This window comes from Cytobacillus firmus, assembly GCF_023612095.1.
In the GTDB taxonomy this organism is placed as follows: Bacteria; Bacillota; Bacilli; order Bacillales; family Cytobacillaceae; genus Cytobacillus.
In genome coordinates, this window is sequence record NZ_CP086235.1 from 1,736,268 (window position 1) to 1,745,000 (window position 8,733).

At 39.4% G+C, this 8,733-nt stretch carries 10 protein-coding genes, 1 rRNA gene and 1 riboswitch (1 of these 12 cut by a window edge); of the genes, 9 read left to right on the forward strand and 2 right to left on the reverse strand.

Annotated features, from left to right (window positions below; genetic code table 11):
* The first annotated feature begins 334 nt into the window (after window positions 1-334).
* Window positions 335-417: riboswitch (ZMP/ZTP riboswitch) on the forward strand.
* Between the two features lie 83 nt (window positions 418-500).
* The 5 genes from LLY41_RS08845 (at window position 501) to LLY41_RS08865 (ending at window position 4,471) form a co-directional block, all read left to right on the forward strand.
* Window positions 501-1,382 carry a bifunctional 5,10-methylenetetrahydrofolate dehydrogenase/5,10-methenyltetrahydrofolate cyclohydrolase gene (locus LLY41_RS08845; protein WP_304587558.1) on the forward strand — a complete coding sequence of 294 codons (882 nt, stop codon included), beginning with the start codon at window positions 501-503 and terminating at the stop codon, window positions 1,380-1,382.
* A 211-nt stretch (window positions 1,383-1,593) separates the two neighbouring features.
* Complete coding sequence (locus tag LLY41_RS08850; RefSeq protein WP_076262882.1) at window positions 1,594-1,794, forward strand: cold-shock protein; 201 nt, start codon at window positions 1,594-1,596, stop codon at window positions 1,792-1,794.
* Between the two features lie 297 nt (window positions 1,795-2,091).
* Window positions 2,092-3,546, forward strand: coding sequence for a degradosome RNA helicase CshA (locus tag LLY41_RS08855; protein WP_304587559.1), 1,455 nt, complete (start codon window positions 2,092-2,094; stop codon window positions 3,544-3,546).
* A 137-nt stretch (window positions 3,547-3,683) separates the two neighbouring features.
* Window positions 3,684-3,884: a cold-shock protein gene (locus LLY41_RS08860; RefSeq protein ID WP_095246127.1), complete on the forward strand. Its 201-nt coding sequence runs from the start codon at window positions 3,684-3,686 to the stop codon at window positions 3,882-3,884.
* An 89-nt stretch (window positions 3,885-3,973) separates the two neighbouring features.
* The gene (locus LLY41_RS08865) at window positions 3,974-4,471 is read left to right on the forward strand and encodes a metallophosphoesterase family protein (protein ID WP_095246132.1); all 498 of its coding nucleotides are present in this window, start codon (window positions 3,974-3,976) and stop codon (window positions 4,469-4,471) included.
* Window positions 4,472-4,478: 7 nt separating this feature from the next.
* Here LLY41_RS08865 and LLY41_RS08870 read toward each other — a convergent pair whose 3' ends face one another.
* Window positions 4,479-5,324, reverse strand: a complete 846-nt coding sequence (locus LLY41_RS08870; RefSeq protein ID WP_095246128.1) for a GNAT family N-acetyltransferase — start codon at window positions 5,322-5,324, stop codon at window positions 4,479-4,481.
* A gap of 157 nt (window positions 5,325-5,481) precedes the next feature.
* Here LLY41_RS08870 and LLY41_RS08875 point away from each other — a divergent pair, with 157 nt between their 5' ends.
* Complete coding sequence (locus LLY41_RS08875) at window positions 5,482-5,874, forward strand: cytosolic protein (RefSeq protein WP_304587562.1); 393 nt, start codon at window positions 5,482-5,484, stop codon at window positions 5,872-5,874.
* A 30-nt stretch (window positions 5,875-5,904) separates the two neighbouring features.
* On the opposite strand, the gene LLY41_RS08880 is transcribed toward LLY41_RS08875, so the two are convergent.
* Window positions 5,905-6,234, reverse strand: a complete 330-nt coding sequence (locus LLY41_RS08880; protein WP_304587564.1) for a DUF6509 family protein — start codon at window positions 6,232-6,234, stop codon at window positions 5,905-5,907.
* Window positions 6,235-6,473: 239 nt separating this feature from the next.
* Here LLY41_RS08880 and LLY41_RS08885 point away from each other — a divergent pair, with 239 nt between their 5' ends.
* The 3 genes from LLY41_RS08885 to LLY41_RS08895 all read left to right on the forward strand — a co-directional run.
* A complete protein-coding gene (locus LLY41_RS08885; protein ID WP_095246131.1) occupies window positions 6,474-6,683 on the forward strand; it encodes a cold-shock protein in 210 nt (69 codons plus the stop codon).
* Window positions 6,684-6,885: 202 nt separating this feature from the next.
* On the forward strand, window positions 6,886-7,716 hold the full coding sequence (locus LLY41_RS08890; RefSeq protein ID WP_304587566.1) for a hypothetical protein: 831 nt from the start codon (window positions 6,886-6,888) through the stop codon (window positions 7,714-7,716).
* A 301-nt stretch (window positions 7,717-8,017) separates the two neighbouring features.
* Window positions 8,018-8,733: ribosomal RNA gene (locus tag LLY41_RS08895) — 16S ribosomal RNA — on the forward strand; it runs 833 nt beyond the window's last position.

An 8,733-nucleotide genomic window follows, 5' to 3' on the forward strand; every position in this document is an offset into this window, starting at 1 on the left:
CTTCTTAATCATCTTCTGTAAACCAGACACTTCTCCGTATTTTTTACTTCAGTAAGTTTCTTACCATTTAATATTAAAATCTCAGAGAGCATCTCAGTCGGAAAGGATTTCCGACCGACCTGATTCCCACTGGCGCGGTCTAGGAGCCGCAAGGATGGAAGAGAGGCAGGGCTTTCATTGTTTTAGGTAATAATTAATTAACTCAAATATATCAATTATAAGGACAGTATTTGCTGTCCTTTTTTATTTATTTTGCAAAAACACGAACATTTTAATAAAATCAAGTTTAATTATTTGTGTTTTTATGATATTATCTACTCATTAGAATAGTTTTCAAAATCGCAGTGACTGACGACAATGCGGAATCAACCGCAGGGGAGCTGCGTCTATGTATAGCCGGTCGTCTGGGCAGAGATAAGGGAGACCCTTGTCTCTTTTTTCATAACAAAATGGAAAAGCCCGCAAGCCGAATAGGTGCTTTTCCTATAGGAGGAATATGCATGGCGGAAAAAAAGATTATTCTTGATGGAATTGTTGTGGCAAAACATGTGAAAGACCAATTAAAGAATCGAATTGAAAAATTAAAGGCAAAAGGTGTTGAGCCTTGTTTAGCCACTATTTTAGTGGGGGATGATCCTTCGTCTGAAACGTATGTAAGAATGAAGGGGAATGCATGTGAAAATCTGGGCATCTTATCAGAACGTATTCATATGCCAAAGGATACAACAACAGAAGAACTGCTGGAGAAAATTGCACAACTGAATGATGATCTTTCTGTACATGGAATCCTTCTCCAGCATCCCGTACCTGGACATATAGATGAACGCAAAGCTTTTGAAGCTATTGCAATTGAAAAAGACGTTGATGGTGTTACAAGCCTCGGATATGGTCAAACTGCTTTCGGCTTTGGTGAATATCCGTCATGTACACCTGCAGCTGTTTTGGAAATTATGGATTATTATAAATTGAATACTGAAGGTATGCATGCTGTTGTCATCGGAAGAAGCCCAATCCTTGGCAAGCCGGTATCTGCCCTTTTACTCAATCGAAATGCAACGGTCACAACCTGCCATTCATATACCAAAGACCTGCCCATGATTGTTAAGCAGGCTGATATTGTCGTTGCAGCTGTGGGAAAACCTAACTTTGTTAAGGGTGAATGGATTAAAGCGGGGGCCATTGTACTTGATGCCGGATATAATGAAGGGAATATTGGAGATGCAGAGTATGACAGCTGTTTCGAAAAAGCGTTTGCTATTACACCTGTACCTGGTGGAGTAGGACCTGTTACGATCTCCATGCTTTTGAAACATACTGTTCAGGCTGCGGAAAAGACACTATCTAAAAAGAAAATCGCAAGTAGTCAATTTATCCCTAATTAAAAATTGACTCCAAAAGGATTGACTTATAGATGTGTGTCGTTTATTATTAGGTTAACGCTGTAAAGTTCGTAATATACTTTTTGGATAAGTAGACGTAGCTGCAAAGAAATGTAGGCGATCGTTCATCCTCATTTCTGGCAGCTACGGCTTTTTTATGTTAAGTTTATATGGTACATTATAGTGAAAAACAACTCATTGGGAGGCAACACAAATGAACACAGGTAAAGTTAAATGGTTTAATGCAGAAAAAGGTTTCGGATTCATCGAATCTTCAGAAGGGCAAGATGTATTCGTACACTTCTCCGCTATCCAAACTGAAGGTTTCAAAACTTTAGAAGAAGGTCAAGACGTTAACTTCGAAATCGTTGAAGGTAACCGTGGACCTCAAGCTGCTAACGTAACTAAAGCATAATTTTGCTTAAATGAGGTGATGCATGTCTAATCATGCATCACCTTTTTATGTTTGCTTATCCACTTTGTAGCCTTCAGCATTCCTCAAAACAGATCTTCTGCAACACCTGCTTTTAGGATATGTATTTTTCATTTCACCCAATTAAAATTCTTCACTTACAAAAAGTTTAAAATTAGTACAAACGGAAATGTAAAAAAGAGATGCAAACTGGAAAGCCTAGTAAAGTGTCATTGTCTTTATACAAAAAAAGTCTTACAGAACCTAATAACATTTATAATTCAAGGAGGAACACATATTTTGACAACTTTTTCAGATTTTGGCTTAAGTAATGAAATAGTAAAAGCTCTTTCCAACATGGGCTTCGAGGAACCAACACCAATTCAGGCACAGGCGATTCCAATCGGAATGCAGGGAAAGGACATGATTGGACAGGCACAGACTGGAACTGGAAAAACCACTGCTTTCGGTGTACCGCTTTTAGAGCAGATTGATTTGAACGCGGGTATTCAAGGTCTTGTCCTTGCGCCAACACGTGAGCTTGCTGTACAGGTGGCAGAAGAATTAAACCGGATAGGACAGGTAAAAGGTGTCCGGACACTTCCTGTATATGGGGGTCAGGATATTAACCGCCAAATCCGTGCGCTTAAAAAACACCCGCATATCATTGCTGCTACACCAGGCAGATTAATTGATCATATTGAAAGAAAAACAATCCGCTTAAGCAATATTAAGATGGTTGTTTTGGATGAAGCGGATGAAATGCTCAATATGGGATTCATCGAGGATATTGAAAGAATCCTAAGTGAAATTAAAGGGGAGCGCCAAACTCTGCTTTTCTCGGCAACAATGCCAAGAAGAATTCAGTCCCTTGCTGAAAAATTCATGCAGGAGCCTGAAATGGTTAAAGTGAAAGCGAAAGAAATGACAGTTAAAAATATTGAACAGTATTATATGGAAACGCATGAAAAACAAAAATTTGATGTGCTTTGTAATCTTCTGGATATTCAATCACCTGAGCTGGCGATTGTATTTGGCCGGACAAAAAAGCGTGTAGATGAAGTGGTGGAAGGTCTCATTAAGAGAGGATATTCGGCTGAAGGAATTCATGGCGATATTCCACAGGCGAAAAGAGATCAGGTAATCCGCCGATTTAAAGAGCAGACAATCGATATCATGGTTGCGACTGACGTTGCTGCCCGTGGCCTTGATATTTCAGGCGTCTCCCATGTTTATAACTTCGATATCCCGCAGGATCCTGAAAGCTATGTTCACCGTATTGGACGTACAGGCCGTGCTGGAAACAAGGGGCTTGCGGTTACATTCGTTTCTCCAAGAGAAATTGATCACCTGAAAATAATTGAAAATGTTACAAAGAGCAAGATGGCGAAACAGCCTGTTCCTTCCTTTAAGGATGTAGTAGCTGGCAATCAGCAGGCGACTATTAATAAACTTATGGAAGTTATTGAAAAAGAAGAACACTCAGACTTCAAGAGAGTGGCGGAAAATCTTCTTGAAGACACAGATTCTGTTACTTTGCTTGCTGCAGCCTTTAAAATGCTGACTAAAGGTCCTGATGTCACACCGGTTAAATTAACTGCAGTTGAACCTGTCCGTGTCAGAAAACCTAAAGGTGATCGCGGAGGAAGAAGATTCAGCGACAGATCCAGAGGCGGCGGACGCGATAGAAGAGATTTTAAAGGCGGCCGGGACAGACGCAGCAGTAAGCCACGCAGCAATAGCAATAAGGGATAATGCGGCCTGAAATGCGAAAAAAAGTTTTTTTCACTGCTTTTTGAATTTTTTATTATAAAAATTGAAGGTTTTACCCATATTAGTAAATGCAGGGTAATAATCACTCTGTGAGTTATTGATATTAGGAGGAAATTTACATGGCAACAGGCAAAGTAAAATGGTTTAACTCAGAAAAAGGTTTTGGTTTTATCGAAGCTGAAGGCGGAGAAGATGTATTTGTTCATTACTCTGCAATCCAGACAGAAGGTTTCAAAACCCTTGATGAAGGCCAGGAAGTTAACTTTGACATAGAGCAGGGCCAGCGTGGACCGCAAGCTGTAAATGTAACAAAGTTATAATGACTGATAAGAGAGTCCCTTAATGGGGGCTCTCTTTTAATTTTGGGGTAAAAATATGGTACAACAGTAAGGAGAAAGGACTGATAGTGATTAGAATTCTCATTTTATCCGATACCCATATGCCGAAGAAATCAAAACAGCTGCCAGGAGTATTGCTGAATGAAATGAACGGCTGTGACTTAATTATTCATGCAGGGGATTGGCAGAGCATCGAACTTTATGAGAAATTAAAGAAACTTGCGCCGGTTGAGGGGGTATTTGGAAATACCGACAATGTTGAACTTCGCGCTATTTTGAAGGAAAAAATACTGCTTGAAATAAATGGTTTTAAAATAGGTGTTGTCCATGGGCATGGAAAGGGGAAAACAACTGAAAAAAGAAGTATTGAGGCATTCAATGATGAAGGAGTTAATGCTATTATTTTCGGGCATTCGCATATCCCGGTCAAGAAACTTCATAATGGAGTTATCCTGTTTAATCCCGGGTCTCCCACTGACAAGCGCAGGATGCCGAACTATTCGTTCGGCATCCTGGAAGTTACAGATAAGTTAATATTCAATCATGTATTTTTCGATTCAAAGGAATAAAAGTTCATTAAAGCTTAAGTGTATTAAGGTCAAATTCATAATAATCCTGTGTACCGTATGATTCAAATCCGCATGATTTGTATAATGATAGAGCATGGTCATTTTCTGCAGCCACTTCAAGATGTACCCAGCTGATTCCATTGCTGTGCTGATGGTTAACAGCATTGGTAAGGGCACTCCTGCCGATTCCTTTTCCCTGGAATAGAGGATCGACAGCAAATCCGTAAATCCAGGCAGCATCTTCATCTAGTTGAATCCTGATTTTGCCGGACTTTACGCCTTTGTATTTAATTATAAATGTCTTCTCATTTTCGCAGTTAAAGATATTATTATTAAACGCCGCTGCCTCTTCTTTTGGAACATCAAAGCATACTGTATCCAGATGATTAATGAAATCAAGGTCACTGCTCACTGCTTTCTCCAGGGTTACTTCCTGGTTTATTGTTCCGATCTCGGCGCTTTTATGCCGCTTCATTTGATATTCGGAGAAAGAATAACTGCTAGGCGATGACTGTATAAAACCTTTCGCGGATCCAGAAAAGGCTGGTGCATTAATAAGCAATTTGCTTACCTGGGTCAATTGTTTTACTGCTTCATTGAACAGACTGCAGAAGATGCCCTTGCGTCTATGATCCGGATGGACCATTCCGCATAATTCCACCGGGCCTCCGAAACTATAAAGAGCAAGGTATCCTAATAATTTTCCGTTTTTATCATAATGAAAATAGTCATGTTTCTCATCTGCAGGTCTCGATTTTAAAGTATCCCAATTTAATTTTAATTCGATATTCTCTGTCTCTTCGCATATTTGCTGTAGAGAACGAATATCGTCTAATTGTTTTTTTGTCAGCAATCAGGCAGCCTCCTGTATTAAAAATTGATAATACCAATAATATAAGAAAACGGTTCAAACGAATAGTCCCAAAATTGAATACATTTGAGTGCTGATTGAAATTATGTTAATAAATACAGCTATATGTTAGGATTGTATGGATTAAGGGGGAGATTGAATGAAAAATTTCACAGTGAAGTTCCATAAGGAAGACAATATACAGGAGATGGTTGTTCAGAAGCTGAACGAAAATGACTTTGAGCAATTTACAGAAGGTGGAACAAGGCATTTATTTGAATTGAACTCAAATGTTGGCTATTTTATATTTTTTGATGCTGTCGACAAGGAAGGTAAAGAGTCTTATTTGGTACTGCAATATGAAGGGGAATCGGAAGAACCCAGTGCATGCTTTGCTTTTGAATTAAAAGATTTTTATCAATTCACTGCTCTTTATCTGAATGACCTTGATTTTAATGAAGGAAATAATGTGGACAGGGAAGAGGCTTATACACCTATACAGCATTTAGCGCATTTAATGTATCACATTATTGAAGAGGGAAAGGGAATTTAAATAAAGTAAAAGAGCAGGGGGAACCTGCTCTTATTCCTCTGCCTGGGAAAGGTTGTCCCGGCAGAAAGCTGAAACTGTTTTTTCTTCATCTTCATCTAAAGCGAAATCCAAAATCGTTCCAGAACCGCCTTCGACAAAATGATAATTAAGAATCCTCTCGTCTTCTCCATTTTTAAAATAAAGAACTCTTAGCTTAATGCCATTTTCTGAATATAATTCATCTTCTTCATCCACATTAATATCTAAAAAGAATTCGTAGCGGTCACCTGTTAAAATGCCAGTAGGATCCTGTATGTACTCAACAGAATAACTTGTAATGTTCATGGTCGTCACCCCTTCTATTGCTACTGTACTTGTCATTATACACTTTTCCCGGATTGGGTTAATAGTATTTATCGATTTTTTGCTGTGTTTCAAAGTTTACAGATGCAGGTTTAGAACTTTTTGACAGAAACTTTTAAATATGTTATACTAATTTTAGTTAAAGAATATAATATTGCCCATAAACACTTGTTATATAGAGCCAGTGGTTCGTCACTTTATATAGCAAGTGATTTTTATTTTGGGTAAGGGTCTTACTCTTTGGGAGGTGCCGTTAAATGGCGATGGGATTTGGCAGGAAAAACATGGAAGAAATCAAGGTTGAAGAAGTGAAAATTTGGGAGTGTACATCTGAGGCCTGCAATTGCTGGGTAAGGGACAATTTCAAAAGCAGCCAGGTACCTCTTTGTCCGATTTGCAAAAGTGAAATGCAGGAAACGACTAAAGAATTGCAAGTCGTTAACAATAACAGCATATTTTCTAAATAAGTGCAGGGGCGATCTTAATCGCCCTTTTATTTTTGCATAATAAGGCTGTCCAACTTACTTTCTCAGTTTCAACGTGTGCTCCGCACACCAGACTTTACGGTACTTCATTAGATTCTTGAAAAATTCCCGCGTTCAATGTAGAAGTATATGTTTGTCGGGGATGAACAAAATAATGGAAACGAGTGAAACTGGATGTGGAAGAATGTCGAATTTGCTTTGGTTTCTTGGATTAGTGCTCATAAGCATGGGTCTTATTTATATAGCTTATAAAAAAACTGACTTTCGTTTTAATCTGGCGGTTTATTTCTTCGCCATGGGACTTTCCTTTTTAATGGAATATATCGTCTTAATTTTATTTGATGCTTACTCCTATTATCCGAATTTCTTTTCAATCCACATGTATGATGATGTTTTTGGGTCCAGTATTTCACAGGCTTTTTTTATTCCTAGTGTATTGATGGCGATAGCCGCTTTTAGAATCCGCTTTAAGTGGATAATTTTGATAATAGCCTGCATTTATGGAATAGAAGAGCTATTTCTTTGGCTTGGCATCTATGAACATAACTGGTGGAGATCCTGGTTTACTCCTGCAATATTGTTTGCGTCTGTATTTGTTATAAAATGGTGGAGGAATAAAGTCGAAGACCCATCTTTTTTCATTCAATTTATAACTGTGTATATGGCTATCACCACAATCTTTCAAGGAGTTTCTTTTGGTCTAACGGCTATCGCAGGATCTCATCAATTTAAAGTCGGCTGGTTTGAGTCTCCTTATCAGGACCATGTAGCTTTCAGTGTTCTAATCTGGATTATTTATGCACTGCTGCTGACCGTTGTTATAACAAAATATTATCGATTCAGATGGCTAACTTTATTATTTTTTGCGGATTTTGCATTTCATATCACCATGGTAAGGATGGACATTTTAGAAATAAGCTCTTATTGGAATCTTATTTTCTTTAGTATGATACTTATACTATTGCTATTGTTAATTAGGAAATTAAATAATTATATGTTCCCGTCATGCAATTAACTCATGTCATTCAAGAAGACTTTCTAAGAATTAAAGAAAAACTAAATGGAATAATATACCACGAATAATCCGTTGACCTGAAACATGGACAATGCTATTATTTAGGAACAGCTTTCACAAAACACCTTAAAAAAATAATTTTTAAAGTTTGTTGACGCGGAAGGTTGTAAATGATATTATAATAAAGTTGTTTTAAAAGATAGCAGCTGAACAGATTGATCTTTGAAAACTGAACGAACAATACGTCAACGTTTAAAACATTAGTCTTTTTCGAAAAGACAACTCGAGCTTAATCAACTCTTATATGGAGAGTTTGATCCTGGCTCAGGACGAACGCTGGCGGCGTGCCTAATACATGCAAGTCGAGCGGACAGATGGGAGCTTGCTCCCTGAAGTCAGCGGCGGACGGGTGAGTAACACGTGGGCAACCTGCCTGTAAGACTGGGATAACTCCGGGAAACCGGGGCTAATACCGGATAATTCTTTTCCTCTCATGAGGAAAAGCTGAAAGATGGTTTCGGCTATCACTTACAGATGGGCCCGCGGCGCATTAGCTAGTTGGTGAGGTAACGGCTCACCAAGGCCACGATGCGTAGCCGACCTGAGAGGGTGATCGGCCACACTGGGACTGAGACACGGCCCAGACTCCTACGGGAGGCAGCAGTAGGGAATCTTCCGCAATGGACGAAAGTCTGACGGAGCAACGCCGCGTGAGTGATGAAGGTTTTCGGATCGTAAAACTCTGTTGTCAGGGAAGAACAAGTACCGGAGTAACTGCCGGTACCTTGACGGTACCTGACCAGAAAGCCACGGCTAACTACGTGCCAGCAGCCGCGGTAATACGTAGGTGGCAAGCGTTGTCCGGAATTATTGGGCGTAAAGCGCGCGCAGGCGGTTCCTTAAGTCTGATGTGAAAGCCCCCGGCTCAACCGGGGAGGGTCATTGGAAACTGGGGAACTTGAGTGCAGAAGAGAAGAGTGGAATTCCACGTGTAGCGGTGAAATGCGTAGAGATGTG